Raw genomic sequence first — 14920 nt, 5'->3', positions numbered from 1 at the left:
ACCCCGGGGCCTGCCTCGGGTTGGTGGTGCGGCCTTCGTCAGTGCGCGGCGCCTTGGGAAGCGGCGTCCACCACGCGCGCCTGGATCCCGGCGGCTACTTTCTCGGCAGAGTCGCGAATGTCGGGATCGCCCTGCGTTGCTGCCTTGAGGGCTTCAGGAAGGCTGCGGCGGTACTCGGCGGAGAGCGCCAGCTCTTCTTCGCCGGGTTCCGGGACTACCTGGCCCTTGGCCAGCACCGTGATGCCGGATTCGGTGACCTTGTACCCCCGGGCCTTGTCCAAGGCCGCATCCACGCCAATGGCAGCACCGGCGGGGACTTTGACGTTCTTGTCAAGGATGGCCCGTTTGATCACGGCACCCTCCCCAACGCGAACCTTGTCCATGAGCACGGAATCCTGGACCCGGCTGCCGGCTTCGACGAAGACGTCGTTGGACAGGACCGAACCCTCAACAATGCCACCGGAGATCACCACGCCGCTGGCAACGATCGAATCCAGGGCTGTTCCCACCGTGCTGTTTTCGCCGCGGACAAACTTGGCCGGCGGGGAAATGCTCTGCCGGGTGTAGATCGGCCATTCGGAGTTGTACAGGTTGAAGACGGGCACGGGGGAGATCAGGTCCATGTGGGCGTCGTAGAAGGAATCGATGGTTCCTACATCGCGCCAGTACGTGCGGTCGCGCTCCGTGGCGCCCGGGATGTCATTGAGCGTGAAGTCGTAGACCCCTGCCTCACCCTTGTCCACGAAATACGGGATGATGTCGCCGCCCATGTCGTGCTTGGTGTCCAGCCGTTCGGCATCCACATGCAACGCTTCCACCAGGGCGTCGGCGTTGAAGACGTAGTTGCCCATGGAAGCCAGGAACTGGCTGGGGTCGGCCGCGAGTCCAGGCGTGCTGGCGGGCTTCTCGACGAAGGCGGCGATCTTCTGGGGATCGTTCTGGTCGACCTCGATCACGCCGAACTGGTTGGCCATGTTCAGCGGCTGCCGCACGGCTGCAACGGTGGCCTTTGCGCCGCTGGCAATGTGCTGCTCAACCATCTGCGAGAAGTCCATGCGGTAGACGTGGTCAGCACCCACAACAACCACAATGTCCGGGGCGTCGTCGTGGATCAGGTTCAAGGATTGGTAGATGGCGTTGGCGCTGCCGAGGAACCAGCTCTTGCCCACCCGCTGCTGCGCCGGAACGGAAGCGACGTAGCGCCCCAGCTGGGTGGACATGCGCCAGGTCTCGGAGATATGGCGGTCCAGGCTGTGCGATTTGTATTGGGTCAACACAACAATTCGCAAATATCCCGAATTGACCAGATTCGATAGTGCAAAGTCAATAAGCCGGTAACCGCCGGCAAACGGTACAGCTGGCTTGGCACGGTCTGCTGTCAGCGGCATCAGGCGGTTGCCCTCTCCACCGGCCAACACGATTGCCAAAACTTTCTTCAACGCCATGGTCACAGCTCCCCGTACGTCTTCGTAGCCCCCAAAAGTCCGATTTTCCGGACTCTTTCACACTAGAACACATACGGCTGAACGACTACGTTGGTTAGCGTGCGAATAGACATTGTGACTAAAGAATTCCCCCCGGAAATTTATGGCGGTGCCGGTGTCCATGTTGCCGAGCTCAGCCGCGTGCTGGCGAAGCACGTTGACCTCCATGTGCGGGCCTTCGGCGCAGCGCGCGAAGCCGACTACCACGGTGCAACGGTTGACTCCTATGAGACACCCGGGGATCTGGACGGGGCCAACGCTGCCGTGCAGACCCTCGGCGTCGATCTGAGGATCGTTCCGGACGTTGCGGGGGCGGACCTCGTCCACTCGCACACCTGGTACGCGAACATGGCAGGGCACTTGGCGTCGCTGCTGCACGGTATTCCCCACGTGCTCAGTGCCCACAGCCTTGAACCGTTGCGGCCATGGAAAGCCGAGCAACTTGGTGGCGGATACGCGCTCTCGTCGTGGGTGGAAAAGACCGCTTACGAGGCCGCGGCCGCGATCATCGCAGTGTCGGAAGGGATGCGCCAGGATATCCTCCGCAGCTATCCCAACGTCGATCCGGCCAAGGTGCGCGTGGTCCACAACGGGATCGACGTGTCCCTGTGGGAGCGCGACGAGGAAGAAGACGCAATCCGTGCGCTCGGCATCGATCCCGCCAAGCCCAGTGTGGTCTTCGTGGGCCGCAATACGCGCCAGAAGGGTGTTCCCTACCTGCTGCGCGCTGCCTCGAGCCTTCCCGGGGACGTGCAGCTGGTTCTTTGCCTCGGCGCGGCTGACACCCCCGAACTTGCCGCGGAAACGGCCAAGCTCATCGAAGAACTGCAGAGCCAGCGTGAGGGCGTCATCCTTATTGAACGGATGCTGCCGCGGCGCGAGCTGATCCAGGTCCTGAGCCACGCCACCGCGTTCGCCTGCCCGTCCATCTACGAGCCCCTCGGCATCGTCAATCTCGAAGCCATGGCCTGCGGCGCGGCGGTGGTGGCCAGTGCCACCGGCGGCATCCCGGAGGTGGTGGACCACGGAAACACCGGGCTCCTGGTGGAGTTGGAACAGGTCACCGACGGGACGGGTACGCCGCTGGATCCGGAGAAGTTCGTCCGTGACTTCGCCGCTGCCCTCAACGAGGTGGTGACCGATCCGGACCGTGCACGCGCCATGGGTGTGGCAGGACGGCGCCGGGCCGAGGAACATTTCTCGTGGGAATCCATCACTGAGTCCACCCTTGAGGTCTACCGCTCGGTGCTCGCCTAAGCGTCGCTGAAGCAGCCGAAACCACGACGGCGCCGCCCCCTCAGGTGGGGACGGCGCCGTCGTGGTTTCCAAGCTTCAGCAATTGTTCACCCCTTGGCCAGCCCGGACTGCTAGACCCCGAAAATCACTGTTGCCGGCCCGCTTTCAGCGCCATCAGGGCCTTTTCGTCGGCTGGGGCGCTGCCGCTGGCCCGCTCGTGCCGGAAGTAGGTACGGGCTTCCTCCTGGCGCGTGGCCTCGGCACCCGTGGCTACCGCAGCCCGCAAGTGCTCCGGGCCGTAGCCGAAGGCATCCACGAGGTCCAGGGCATGCGGGCGGATCTTCACCAGCAGCCGGTTGATGTAGGTGCCCACCGTGCGGCCACGCTGCATGGAGAGGCGGCCGTTCATGAGGTACCACGAGAGGTGTTTCTCAATCAGGGACAGTCCAAAGAGATCACGCAACCACGTCAGCACTTGCTTGGTTCCGGCATCGGATACCGATTCCAGGGCTTCGGTGAACGCCTCCCACTGAAGCAGTTCAGCGTGGGCCTGGGCGGCTTCGATGAGCTCATGCTGGTGCTGGTTGAACAGCGCTGCCGCCTGGTGTTGGGGAAGCTTGTTGGCGCCCTTCAACGCGGCCCCGACCTCCGCCACCATTGACTGGACCCTGTCTGTCAGCAGGGTGCGCTGGCCGGCCTCATCCCGCAAGGCCAGTGCGGCTTTCTGGACGGATCCGGAATCAGCCACGAACTGTGCTACTTGGCGAAGGCCGGTCCGGTGGAACGCCACATCCGCAGCCTGGTCCACAACGTAGCGGGCCAGCACTCCGAAATCGGCACTGCGGAATTCCTTGGCGTAATCGGCCAGCAGCCGCTTGGCCACCAACTGAAGGAGAACCGTATTGTCGCCTTCGAAGGTCACGTACACATCCAGGTCGGCCCGCAGGGAGGCGAATCGGTTCTCGATGAGGAAGCCCGCCCCACCACAGGCTTCGCGGCACTCCTGCAAGGTGTCCAGGGCGTGCCAGGTGCTGAGCGGCTTCAAGGCAGCGGCGAGGGTTTCCAGATCCTGGCGGTCGGCGTCGGTGTCGTGGGCTCCGGAGAAAACGTCGTCGAACTTCGTGAGCAACTGTTCGTGCGCAAAGCTTGCCGCGTAGGTGGTGGCCAGCCGCGTGAACAGGCGGCGCTGGTGTCGCTGGTAGTCCAGCAGCACTTCCTCGTCCGTGGGCGATGACGCGTTGAACTGGCGGCGCTCTGCCGCGTAGTGGATGGCGGCCTTCAGGGCCACCTTGCTGGCCGCCACTGCGGCGCCGTCAAGGGAAACCCGCCCCTGGACCAACGTGCCCAGCATGGTGAAGAACCGGCGGCCCGGGCTTTCGATGGTGGAGCTGTAGGTGCCGTCGGCGGCGACGTCGCCGTAGCGGTTCAGCAGGTTGGTCCGCGGAACCCTGACATCGGTGAAGTGCAGCCGACCGTTGTCGATGCCGTTAAGTCCACCCTTGATGCCATCGTCCTCGCCCCCGATACCCGGGAGGAACTCCTTGGTGTCCGGATCGCGCAACTCAACGTAGAACGCGTGGACGCCGTGGTTGACGTTGCGTGTGACGAGTTGGGCGAAGACCACCGCAGCCAGGCCGTCGTTGGCGGCGTTGCCGATGTAGTCCTTCCAGGCCGCCCGGAACGGAGTGTTGATGACGAATTCCTGGCTGCCGGCGTCATAGGTGGCTGTGGTGGCGATACTTGCCACGTCGGAACCGTGACCGGTTTCCGTCATGGCAAAGCACCCGGGGATGTCCAGGCTCATGATTCCTGGAAGCCATTTGTCGTGATGTTCCTGCGTGCCCAGGTGCATCACTGCGGAGCCGAAAAGCCCCCATTGCACGCCCGCCTTGATTTGAAGCGAAGGGTCGGCGGTGACCAGCTCCTCGAACCCGGCAATATTTCCGCCGTGATCGTCCGATCCGCCCAGGCGCACCGGAAAAGCCCGGTGGACGGCGTTGTTGTCCACGAGGTACTTCAGCTGGTCGAAGACGCGGTGGCGGTGGTCTGTATGAGTGAGGCCCTCGATCTTCCGGACTTCGGGGCGGCCGGCGAGTTCACGGGCCTGGCGCCGGACGCCGGCCCACGTGCCGAGGAGTTGCTCGCCCAATGCCGCGACGTCCACGGCGGGCACGGCTTCGACACCGGGTGCAGGGTTGCCCGCGGTCGCCTGCCGGGCTGATGATTCGCGATCCACTACGTCGGTCATGCTTCTTCTTTCTCTGGTTCCGGACAACTGCTGCGTCTTTGCTGGTGTCAGGTGGTCTTGAGCTGTGGGGCGATGCCCAGGCACAGCCAGTCGGTGATGTTCGCGGCCATGGTGGCCTGGTCCGGCTTGGCGGGCGTGGCGGCACTTCCGAGCCACATTTCGCCTGCGTTCCGGACCAGGCCGATCGCAGCCGTACTCCAATATTCGATGAGGGCCTCGTTGTCCGGCCCGAGGTATTGGCGCATGGGAGTGGCGATCATGCCGGTGATCTGCTCGAAAAAGTTGCCCAGGGCGCCGGATGCGGCAATGGCATCCTGCGCCGAGGCCTCGCCCGGGGTCAGCCTGGTAATGAAGGCATAGACATTCGGGCTGGATTCGGCCATCTGGAGGTAGGCGGAGACCATGGCATACAGCCCCTCACGCGGAGTCTGCGCCGACTGGGCTGCGTCCTTCATGCGGCGTTGCATCTGCCCAAGAACCACTTCGCCCATGGCCTGTTGCAGCCCGGCTTTATCTCCGAAGTACCGGTAGTAGACCGATTTGGAGGTTCCGGCCGCGCCCGCGATGTCCTCCATGGAAGCGTCGCTGCCGAGCGCGTGGACGGCCTTCCTCGCCGTCTTGATCAAGGCCCGCCGCCGTTCTTCGCGGTGGGACTGCCAGCGGGCCGTGCGGCCATCCATGGCAGTTTCGGCCCCGGCGACGGCTGCAGGGGAGTGCTCGACGCCGGTTCGGCCGACGCCTTGGTGGGCAGGTGGGAAATCTGCGGGACCGCTGTTCACGATACCCAGCGTATCAGGTACGCTGGGTATCAGTAACCGGTATCTTTTCAGGAGGAGACAAGCATGGCTGCAACAGACGTAACCACGGGTGCAAGCCCGCAACCGCTCCAAGCACGTTCGGCAGTCATCGTGGGCGGAAACCGGATTCCGTTTGCGCGCACCGGCGGTGCGTACGTGAAGTCGTCCAACCAGGACATGCTCACCGCAGCACTGGACGGGCTGATCGCACGCTTTGGGTTGCAGGATGAACGCATCGGCGAAGTCGCGGCAGGGGCCGTGCTGAAGCATTCCCGGGATTTCAACCTCACCCGTGAGGCGGTCCTCGGCTCGGCGTTGTCTCCGGAGACTCCGGCGTACGACCTGCAGCAGGCTTGCGCCACCGGCCTTGAAACGGTCCTTGGCCTGGCCAACAAGATCAAACTGGGCCAGATCGATTCCGCCATTGCCGGCGGCGTGGACTCTGCCTCGGATGCCCCCATTGCAGTCAGCGAGGGGTTGCGGGAGATCCTCCTGGACCTTAACCGCGCCAAGACCCCGGTCCAGAAATTGCGCATCCTTGGAAAGATCAGGCCCAAAGACCTGGCCCCGGACGCACCCAACACCGGCGAACCGCGTACCGGACTGTCCATGGGGGAACACCAGGCCCTGACTACGGCACAGTGGAAGATCTCCCGCGAGGCCCAGGACGAACTCGCCTTCAACAGCCACCACAATCTCGCCTCCGCCTACGACCACGGCTTCTTCGATGACCTCATCACCCCTTACCGTGGCCTCAACCGCGACTCGAACCTGCGACCGGACACGTCCCTTGAGAAGCTCGCTGCGCTCAAACCGGTGTTCGGCAAGAACCTTGGATCCCAGGCCACCATGACCGCCGGCAACTCGACGCCGCTCACGGACGGCGCTTCGACGGTGCTGCTCGCCAGCGCGGAGTGGGCGGAAAGCCGTGGCCTGCCCAAGCTGGCCACCGTCGTGGACGGTGAAGCCGCCGCCGTCGACTTTGTCCATGGCAAGGACGGGCTGCTCATGGCGCCGGTATTTGCCGTCCCGCGGCTTCTGGCACGCCAAGGACTCACCTTGGAGGACATCGACTTCTTCGAAATCCACGAGGCCTTTGCCGGGACCGTGCTCAGCACCCTGGCGGCGTGGGAGGACGAAGACTTTGGCCGCACCCGACTCGGCCTGGACGGCGCGCTGGGCAAGGTGGACCGCGCAAAGCTCAACGTGAATGGATCGTCCCTCGCGGCAGGCCATCCCTTCGCGGCGACCGGGGGCAGGATTGTTGCCTCGCTGGCCAAAATGCTGCACGGAAAGGGCACGGTGGACGGTCGTCCGGCCCGCGGCCTCATCTCCGTTTGCGCCGCGGGCGGCCAGGGCGTCGTCGCCATCCTGGAAGCTGCATAGGGGACCCGATGACGGACAAATACACCCAAATCGTCAGCGGTGGGCTGGGCCGGGACGTGGCCAGGAAGCTTGGCCTGCCCCAGCCCGTCCTGTTGCGTCGCTACCAGCCCGGTGCCCCGTTGATCTCCGGTCCGGTGTTGGTCAACGGGGACAGTGCGGGCGCCGACGATCTCGCCACCACCTTGCTGGGTTGGGGCCTGGACGTCCGCCGGAATGCCTTGCCCAAAGAAAAGTTGGGCGCCATCATTTTGGTCCTCGATTCAGTGCAGCACCCTGAGGACCTGGGCAAGCCTGTCCTTGCCGTGGGTGCTTCCCTCCGGGACCTTGCACCCAGCGGCCGGGTCGTCACGGTGTCCCGGGCACCCCAGGGAACCTCGTCGCCGGCAACCGCCGCCGCCCGTCAAGGCATCGACGGCCTGCTGCGTTCCCTGGCGAAGGAGCTCCGGTCGGGGGCTACGGCCAACGGCGTCGTGCTTGCGGAGGACCTGGCCACCACCAGCCCCTCCGCCCTCGGGGCCGTCCGGTTCTTCCTGTCCGGTCGCTCGGCCTACGTCGACGGACAATTCCTTTCGGTGACCTCGGCGGCCGGTCGGCTGCCGGCCGTGGCGGACAAGCCCCTTGCAGGTAAAGTCGCCGTGGTCACCGGCGCTGCGCGGGGGATCGGTGCCGCGATCGCCCGCACCCTGCACCGGGATGGCGCGAAAGTGGTGTTGGTGGACATCCCGGCGGCCGGAGACCACCTGGCCGAGGTGGCCAACCAGGTGCACGGGACGGCGTTGCAACTGGACATAAGCCGCAGCGATGCGGGGCAGCGGATCATCGAGCACGCCGTGGAGCGACACGGCAGGCTGGACATCGTGGTGCATAATGCCGGCATCACCCGGGACCGCCTCCTCGCCAACATGGACCAGGGCCGGTGGCAGTCGGTCATTGCCGTGAACATCGCCGCGCAATTGCGGATCAATGAGGCACTCCTGGCGTCCGGGCATTTCAAGGATGCCCCGCGCATTGTCTCGGTGGCCTCTACCAGCGGCATCGCCGGCAACCGGGGCCAGACGAACTACGGTGCCTCCAAGGCCGGTGTGATCGGCATGGTGCGGTCAACCGCGCCGTTGATGGCCTCCTTTGGCGGGACCATCAACGCTGTTGCTCCGGGCTTCATCGAAACGGAGATGACCGCCCGGATGCCCCTGGCCATCAGGGAGGCGGCCCGCCGGCTGAACTCCCTCAAGCAGGGCGGCCAGCCGACGGATGTGGCCGAAGCCATCGCCTTCCTCGCGAGCGACTCTGCCGGGGGCATTTCCGGGGAGGTCCTTCGAGTCTGCGGACAGCAACTGGTGGGCGCATGATCCAGGCCCAGCCCGTCATCCTCGGGGAGTTGCCGTCGCTGTCCAAGCTCTACGTCAATGCCGCCGCCAACGCGGCCCGGAGGCGCGTCCTGGGGACCCCGCCGCGCAGGAAGCTTCCGGCCGTGAGCCATGAGGTCCGGGACGTGACGGCGGACGTTGAAAACCTCACGTCCTATCAGCATTTCCTGGGTGAAACGGCAAGCGACATCCTTCCTGCCGGGTTCGTCCACGCGCTGGCTTTCCCGGTGGCCATGAGCGTGATGAACCGTGACGACTTTCCGTTGCCACTGCTGGGGATGATCCATCTCAGGAACCATGTGGAGCAGTACAGCCCTATCCAGTTCACCCAGGCGCTGGATATCAGGGCCTGGGCGGAAAACCTCCACGGTCACCGCGCAGGTACCCAAGTGGATGTGGTGGCCGAAGTCCGTTCCCACGCTTCGGGAGTGTTGCTGTGGCGTGGCGTTTCCACTTACCTGGCCAAAGGCGTCTTCCTGCCCGGAATCGACAAGGCCGGGACGTCCAACAGTGCGGCAAAGACGGACTTCAAGCCCCCGTTTCCCACCGCTCTCTGGCAACTCGGGGTGGATACGGGACGCAGCTATGCCGCGGTATCAGGTGACTTCAACCCGATCCATTTGAGCGGTCTTTCCGCCAAGGCCCTGGGGCTGCGCGGATCGATTGCCCACGGCATGTACCTGGCGTCCAGGGCGTTGGCCGATGTGGGCGCCGTCAAGGCCGAAGCGTTCACCTGGGACGTAGCCTTCGAGGCCCCCGTGTTCCTGCCGGCGCGGGTGGCTTTGGATATCTCCACGACCCAGGCGGCATCCGGGGCTTGGGAACGCTCGGAGTACGTCGCCTGGAATCCGCGCAGCGGACGCCGCCATTTCATCGGCAGCGTTGCTGCGCCGGGCTAGGCCCCAGGGCACGACGACGGCGGCAGTCAGCAATGGTGACTGCCGCCGTCGTCGTGTATATGACAAAGCGGGATTTCGGCACATGACGCCGGTGGCAATAAATGTGAGCAAGCTCGCAAGCGGGTATTTTTGCGACAATGCCTTAAACAATCAAGGCCCGGAATTCGAAAATTCCAGGCCTTGAATTGGTGCGCGGAGGGGGACTTGAACCCCCACCCCCTTTCGAGGACTAGCACCTCAAGCTAGCGCGTCTGCCATTCCGCCACCCGCGCAGGTGGTGTCCGAAGTAACTGTTTGCGCCGTGCGGCACTTTACTTTCCTTCGAAGCAGCGAGAAAAACTCTAACATGCTTTGGGGGAACACAGAAATCGGGCAGCCGGTGCGCGGTGGTGCGGTAGAGCCCGCTCCAACGGGTGGCCCGAATGTCTGCACCCTGGCCCATCCGATGAGTAGGCTGAGGGGACACGGGACAGCACAGCGGCGGAGTCCGCGCTGCGCGTCACCGGAACCTGCAGCCCAGCCACGCAAGGAGAACTTCCATGTCTGTCATCCGTCCCGAAGACGAAGTAGTCCGGATCTGCCAGGAGCTCATTCGCATCGACTCGTCCAACTTCGGCGATGGCAGCGGACCGGGGGAACGTGCTGCCGCTGAGTACACCGCAGGCCTCATCAGCGAAGTCGGCCTCGACGTCGAGATCTTCGAATCCGAGCCTGGGCGGGCAAGCGTGGTCACCCGCATGGCCGGCGAGAATCCATCCGCGGACGCGTTGGTGGTCCATGGCCACCTGGACGTGGTTCCGGCACTGAAGGACCAGTGGAGCGTGGATCCTTTCAGCGGTGAACTTAAGGACGGCCTGATCTGGGGCCGTGGAGCGGTGGACATGAAGGACATGGACGCCATGATCCTGTCCGTGCTGCGTGATTTCGCCAGGACTGGCCGCAAGCCCAAGAGGGACATCATTTTCGCCTTTTTCGCCGACGAGGAAGCGGGCGGAACGTACGGAGCGCGCTATGCCGTGGAGCACCGCCGTGAACTGTTCGACGGTGCAACTGAAGCCATCTCCGAAGTGGGCGGTTTCTCGGCAACAATCGGTGGCCAGCGGACCTACCTCCTGCAAACAGCCGAGAAGGGTATCTCCTGGCTGCGGCTGGTAGCCCACGGCCGCGCCGGCCACGGCTCCCAGATCAACACGGACAACGCAGTGACCCGTCTCGCGGCTGCCGTCACCAGGATCGGCGAGTACACGTGGCCCATCGAGCTGACTCCCACCACGCGGCAGTTCCTGGACGGCGTCACCGAACTCACCGGAGTGGAGTTCGACCCCGACAACCCGGACATCCTCCTCAAGGAACTGGGGACCGTGGCGCGGTTCGTTGGTGCGACCCTGCAGAACACTTCCAACCCCACGTACTTGCGCTCGGGTTACAAGCACAATGTCATTCCGGAGTCCGCCGAAGCTTTCGTCGATTGCCGCACGCTGCCGGGTCAGCAGGAGTTGGTGTTCCAGACCATCAAGGAGCTCGCCGGTGAAGGCATTGACATCAGCTACGTGAACAAGGACGTGTCCTTGGAAGTCCCGTTTGCGGGGAACCTGGTGGACTCCATGATCGATGCCCTCCACTCGGAGGACCCTGGAGCGAAAGTACTGCCCTATACGCTTTCCGGTGGAACGGACAACAAGTCGTTAAGCAAAATCGGCATCACGGGCTACGGCTTTGCCCCGCTCATGCTCCCGGAGGAGCTCGATTTCACCGGCATGTTCCACGGCGTCGATGAGAGGGTTCCCGCCGAATCGTTGAAGTTCGGCGCCCGCGTCCTGAACAGGCTGCTCACCAACTACTAGGAAGGCTGAGGCAATGGTTCCCGAGGAAATCCTGCCCGACGAACTGCTCGAGCGGCTCCGGGGGCGGGCTGCGGGCTACGACAGGGACAATGCGTTCTTCCACGAAGACCTCGCGGACCTTGCCGACGCCGGTTACCTCAAGGCTTTTGTCCCGGCGTCCGACGGCGGCCTGGGCCTTGGCCTCGAAGCGGTGGCTGCGCTTCAGCGCCGGCTCGCCACGGCCGCGCCGGCCACAGCGTTGGGCGTGAACATGCACCTGGTCTGGACCGGCGTCGCGCATGTCATGAACGCAAGGGGAGACGATTCCCTGGCCTTTGTCCTCAAAGAAGCCGGAGAAGGGGAGGTCTTTGCCTTCGGGATTTCCGAAGCGGGCAATGACTCCATGCTCTTCGATTCCGGAACTGTGGCCGAGCCGTTGCCTGATGGCGGCTACCGGTTTACCGGCCGCAAGATCTTCACCAGCCTGTCCCACGGCTGGACACGGCTGGGTACCTTCGGCAAGGACTCCGATGCCCGTGATGGCGAGGGCGAACTGGTGTTCGGATTCCTGCGCCGCGAGGATCCCGGGCACCGGACCCTTGATGATTGGAACACGTTGGGCATGCGTGCCAGTGCGTCCAACAGCACCTTGCTGGAGGGTGCTGTGGTGCCGCCGGAACGGATCTTCCGGAAGCTCCCGGCAGGACCGAACCGGGATCTGCTGATCTTCGCGATTTTCGCCTGCTTCGAAACGTTGCTCGCCGCCGTCTACACCGGGCTTGCGGACCGTGCCTTCGTCCTGGGCGTGGACGCCGTGAAACGGCGCGTCTCCTCGAAGTACGGGGGACGCAGTTTTGCCCAGGATCCGGACATCCGCTGGAAGATCGCCGATGCCGCCATGGCCCTGGACGGCATCTACCCACAGCTGGCCGGCCTGGCCCGGGACGTGGACGGGTTGGTGGACCACGGTCCGCAATGGTTCCCGAAGCTGGTGGGCCTGAAATCACGGGCGACGGAGAATGCCCGCTACGTGGTTGACGTGGCCATCAGGGTGTCCGGGGGAGGGAGCTATTTCCGTGGCTCGGAGCTCGAGCGGCTCTACCGTGACGTGCTGGCCGGCATCTTCCACCCGTCCAACGACGAATCGGCGCACAATACAGTGGCCAGCGCCTGGTTGGGACCCTTGGAAAACTAGTCGGTGGGACTACACCGTTCGTTGGACGGAGTACACCTTCCGGCGAAGCCAGAAACGGCGGCCGCCGCCCATATACAGCCGGCTGCGCTCCAACTCCCACTTGCCGTACTCGGAGTGCTCAGCCAGCCGACGGCGGGCCTCCGGCAGCGAATCCTCAGGTCCAACCGTCAGGACGAGGTACTCGTACTGACGCGCATAGTCTCGTTGGCGCTCAACGGAGCCGCCTTGAAATTGTTCCTTCATCCCTCTCCATTTTGGTCCTTTTCCGGCTAACGTGAAGGCATGAGCATCGATCCGCGTGTCGCGCTGCAGTCACTGACTGCTGCCTTCGAAGAGCATCTGGCCGCTGCCTCCGCCCGGCGCGGGGAGGGTGATCCCACCGTCGAGGCGGCCTTCTTCGCCGTCGCCGATGCGTTCGAGGTTTACGAGGACGCACTCTACGAGGCCTATTCCGAGGTTACTCCCCTTCAAGTGTTCGACGAGGATGACGAGGACGGTGAAGAGGTCCTCGACGAGGACCTCGAAAGCCTGGAGGACTGAGCAACTGTCACCGGCCACCCAACGGGTGGCCGGTTTTTTTGTGCCGGTTTTGGCCTTCTTTGTGCTGCCTTGGGCCCGGATTGGCGCTGATCTCCGGCGTCGAACCACGAGCCAAGGCACGTAGTCCCAAGTAGCGCAGCTAGGTACTCGCGAGTATGCGCAAGGGGTAAACCTGCGCAAAGTTGAGTACCGACTACTGGTGCGCCCCCATTTCCCCCCGGCTTCACTGGGTTGTAGGCAATGGCAGGTCTGCAAAAGAAGGCTGACATGGTACGAGTTCCGCTCTTGCGCCAAGGCAAGGCAACAGCACCCAAGCGTGCAACCCACACCGTCGCGGCATTCCCCCTGCAACCGGCCGTTGCCACCGTCAATCCGCCGGTGTCTCCCTGGATTGACAAGTCCGTTGCTGCACAACGGACTGAAAAGGCGGGACTGGCGGCACTGGGGGCAGATGTCACCCTGGACCTCATGCCGCCAGTCACCCGCCGGCCCGCACACGCGGTGCTGCCGCGGCCCGACCGTTCAACGTGGATCCGGTTGCTGAGGAATGCCCTCCGCCTTTCCGACAGTGTTTTGGTGGCGGTCGCGGTTTTTGCCGGATACCTGCTGAACACCGATGGCTTCGCTACGGCCGCGGAGGGAACCGGATACACACGGCAAGCCATCCTGGGACTGCTCATCGGGTTGGCGTGGATTGGCGCACTGGAGGTCTACCGCACGCGGGATTCGAAGGTCCTTGGCGTCGGCCCGGAGGAATACAAGCGCGTCCTCTCGGCCAGCCTGCGGGTCTTCGGCTTCCTGGGCGTCGCCGCGGTGGTGTTCAGGATCGAGTCCGTCAGCACCTTCGTCCTTGTTTCGCTGCCCATCGGCGTTGCTGCCCTTGCGGTGAACCGGTGGGCTTTCAGGCGCTGGCTGGGCCGGCAGAAGGCCCATGGCCTGTGCCTCTCCCGAGCCATCGTGGTGGGTGAGCCGGAGGACGTCAGGTACGTCATCAAGCAAATCAACAGGAAGTCCGGAGCCCCTTACGACATTGTGGGAGCCTGCCTTCCGGGCGCACGCCGGGGAACAACCCTCGTGGTGGACGAACGCCGTGTCCCTGTTCTCTCTTCGATCTACGGGGTGGCCCGCACCGTCCGGCAGACCGGAGCCAACGCAGTGATCGTGGCAGGCCCAGTTCCGGGCGGCAACCAGTTCATCCGCGAGTTGGGGTGGCGGCTCGAGGAAGACGCTGCCGAACTGGTGCTCGCGGCAACACTGACCAACGTCGCCGGTCCCCGCATCCACTGGCGGCCGGTCGAAGGCCTCCCCCTGATGCACGTCGACATCCCGCACTATTCCGGTGGCAAGCACACCCTCAAGCGGGTCATGGACATCGCCGTCGCGGGCGCAGCCCTCCTGGTCCTGGCGCCCGTGCTGCTGGCACTGGCCCTCATAGTCCGGTCCGACAGCCCCGGTCCCGTCCTGTTCAAGCAGGAACGGATCGGAAAGCGCGGAACCACCTTCCAGATGCTCAAGTTCCGGTCCATGGTGGTGGACGCCGAGGCCCGGTTGGAAGAACTCAGCACCAAGGACCAAGGAGCCGGCGTGCTGTTCAAGATCAAGGGCGACCCCAGGATCACCAAATGCGGACGCTGGATGCGGAAGTACTCCCTGGACGAACTGCCGCAGTTCTGGAACGTCCTGATGGGCACCATGAGCCTGGTGGGCCCCCGCCCGCCCTTGCTCCGCGAAGTTAACGGCTATGAGCAGCACACCCACCGCAGGCTACTGATCAAGCCGGGCATCACCGGCCTGTGGCAAATCAATGGACGGTCCGACCTCCCATGGGACGAAGCTGTCCGCCTGGACCTCTATTACGTCGAGAACTGGTCCATCGCGGGGGACCTCATGATCATGTGGCGGACCTTCCGGGCCATGACCCGGCCCGCCGGAGCCTACTAAACCC

General features: G+C 64.2%; 12 protein-coding genes and 1 tRNA gene. 8 read left to right on the top strand and 5 right to left on the bottom strand.

The features are described from left to right. Positions 1 to 38 precede the first annotated feature (38 nt). Positions 39 to 1451 carry a glucose-1-phosphate adenylyltransferase gene (gene glgC, locus ACIQT2_RS00405; RefSeq protein ID WP_400332397.1) on the bottom strand — a complete coding sequence of 471 codons (1413 nt, stop codon included), beginning with the start codon at positions 1449 to 1451 and terminating at the stop codon, positions 39 to 41. Positions 1452 to 1544: 93 nt separating this feature from the next. Here glgC and glgA point away from each other — a divergent pair, with 93 nt between their 5' ends. After that, positions 1545 to 2741 (top strand): glycogen synthase, encoded by a 1197-nt coding sequence (glgA, locus tag ACIQT2_RS00400; RefSeq protein WP_402942489.1) that lies wholly within the window; start codon positions 1545 to 1547, stop codon positions 2739 to 2741. A 124-nt stretch (positions 2742 to 2865) separates the two neighbouring features. On the opposite strand, the gene ACIQT2_RS00395 is transcribed toward glgA, so the two are convergent. Further along, positions 2866 to 4968 (bottom strand): acyl-CoA dehydrogenase, encoded by a 2103-nt coding sequence (locus tag ACIQT2_RS00395; RefSeq protein ID WP_402942486.1) that lies wholly within the window; start codon positions 4966 to 4968, stop codon positions 2866 to 2868. Positions 4969 to 5015: 47 nt separating this feature from the next. Then, positions 5016 to 5648, bottom strand: coding sequence for a TetR family transcriptional regulator (locus ACIQT2_RS00390; protein WP_402943099.1), 633 nt, complete (start codon positions 5646 to 5648; stop codon positions 5016 to 5018). Between the two features lie 162 nt (positions 5649 to 5810). On the opposite strand from ACIQT2_RS00390, the gene ACIQT2_RS00385 reads away from it, so the two are divergent. The 3 genes from ACIQT2_RS00385 to ACIQT2_RS00375 are packed head-to-tail and all read left to right on the top strand — an operon-like array spanning position 5811 to position 9417. Continuing rightward, entirely contained in the window at positions 5811 to 7151 is a 1341-nt protein-coding gene (locus tag ACIQT2_RS00385; protein WP_402942484.1) for an acetyl-CoA C-acetyltransferase, read from the top strand. Between the two features lie 8 nt (positions 7152 to 7159). Then, positions 7160 to 8500, top strand: a complete 1341-nt coding sequence (locus ACIQT2_RS00380) for a 3-oxoacyl-ACP reductase (RefSeq protein WP_402942482.1) — start codon at positions 7160 to 7162, stop codon at positions 8498 to 8500. Then, positions 8497 to 9417 (top strand): MaoC family dehydratase, encoded by a 921-nt coding sequence (locus tag ACIQT2_RS00375; protein WP_400332411.1) that lies wholly within the window; start codon positions 8497 to 8499, stop codon positions 9415 to 9417. The genes ACIQT2_RS00380 and ACIQT2_RS00375 overlap by 4 nt, the downstream gene beginning before the upstream one ends. A gap of 186 nt (positions 9418 to 9603) precedes the next feature. Here the strand turns inward: ACIQT2_RS00375 and ACIQT2_RS00370 are convergent. After that, a tRNA-Leu gene (locus tag ACIQT2_RS00370) sits at positions 9604 to 9689 on the bottom strand. 267 nt (positions 9690 to 9956) lie between these two features. Between ACIQT2_RS00370 and ACIQT2_RS00365 the strand changes: the two genes are divergently transcribed. Together ACIQT2_RS00365 and ACIQT2_RS00360 are read left to right on the top strand one after the other, a co-directional pair. After that, positions 9957 to 11261 (top strand): M20/M25/M40 family metallo-hydrolase, encoded by a 1305-nt coding sequence (locus ACIQT2_RS00365; protein ID WP_402942479.1) that lies wholly within the window; start codon positions 9957 to 9959, stop codon positions 11259 to 11261. Between the two features lie 13 nt (positions 11262 to 11274). Then, positions 11275 to 12435, top strand: a complete 1161-nt coding sequence (locus tag ACIQT2_RS00360) for an acyl-CoA dehydrogenase family protein (protein WP_402942476.1) — start codon at positions 11275 to 11277, stop codon at positions 12433 to 12435. Positions 12436 to 12444: 9 nt separating this feature from the next. Here ACIQT2_RS00360 and ACIQT2_RS00355 read toward each other — a convergent pair whose 3' ends face one another. Further along, the gene (locus ACIQT2_RS00355; RefSeq protein WP_387438396.1) at positions 12445 to 12678 is read right to left on the bottom strand and encodes a DUF5703 family protein; all 234 of its coding nucleotides are present in this window, start codon (positions 12676 to 12678) and stop codon (positions 12445 to 12447) included. A 39-nt stretch (positions 12679 to 12717) separates the two neighbouring features. On the opposite strand from ACIQT2_RS00355, the gene ACIQT2_RS00350 reads away from it, so the two are divergent. Next, positions 12718 to 12975 (top strand): hypothetical protein, encoded by a 258-nt coding sequence (locus tag ACIQT2_RS00350; protein WP_397321829.1) that lies wholly within the window; start codon positions 12718 to 12720, stop codon positions 12973 to 12975. Positions 12976 to 13242: 267 nt separating this feature from the next. After that, complete coding sequence (locus ACIQT2_RS00345) at positions 13243 to 14916, top strand: sugar transferase (RefSeq protein WP_402942473.1); 1674 nt, start codon at positions 13243 to 13245, stop codon at positions 14914 to 14916. Positions 14917 to 14920: the final 4 nt, after the last annotated feature.

Source organism: Paenarthrobacter sp. NPDC090522, from assembly GCF_044769225.1.
Classification (GTDB): Bacteria; Actinomycetota; Actinomycetes; order Actinomycetales; family Micrococcaceae; genus Arthrobacter.
This window is presented reverse-complemented; position numbering and strand designations above follow the sequence as displayed.